Origin of the sequence: Methylobacterium sp. E-025, assembly GCF_022829705.1 — a bacterium.
Lineage (GTDB): Bacteria > Pseudomonadota > Alphaproteobacteria > Rhizobiales > Beijerinckiaceae > Methylobacterium.
Map to the genome: position 1 here is coordinate 1 of NZ_JAKSYR010000172.1, position 503 is coordinate 503.

Consider the following 503-nt stretch of genomic DNA (forward strand, 5'->3'; position numbering starts at 1 on the left):
CTCCGTGCTGCTCGAGCCGGTGATGAAGGTCGAGGTCGTCTCGCCGGAGGAGTATACCGGCTCGGTGATCGGCGATCTCAACTCCCGCCGCGGCCAGATCCAGGGCCAGGACATGCGCGGCAACGCGAACGTCATCAACGCGATGGTGCCGCTCGCCAACATGTTCGGCTACGTGAACCAGCTGCGCTCCTTCTCCCAGGGCCGCGCCAACTTCACGATGCAGTTCGACCACTACGAGGAAGTGCCGCGCGGCGAAGCCGACAAGGTCATCGCCAAGTACGCGTAAGTCTTTCCTCGACATCCCATCCGCGTCGCCGGCCTGACCGCAGGTCCGGCGCGCACCCCTCATCGAACCGGAGGCTACCATGGCCAAAGAGAAGTTTGCCCGCACGAAGCCGCACTGCAACATCGGCACGATCGGTCACGTCGACCACGGCAAGACGTCGCTGACGGCGGCGATCACGAAGGTCTTGGCGGAGTCCGGCGGGGCGACGTTCACGGCC

General features: G+C 65.2%; 1 protein-coding gene and 1 pseudogene. Both read left to right on the forward strand.

What is annotated here, in order from left to right:
- Positions 1-286: pseudogene (gene fusA, locus MKK64_RS25210) on the forward strand (elongation factor G); the annotation flags it as partial.
- A 79-nt stretch (positions 287-365) separates the two neighbouring features.
- On the forward strand, positions 366-503 hold a 138-nt coding region (locus MKK64_RS25215), incomplete at its 3' end, for a GTP-binding protein (RefSeq protein ID WP_243934179.1).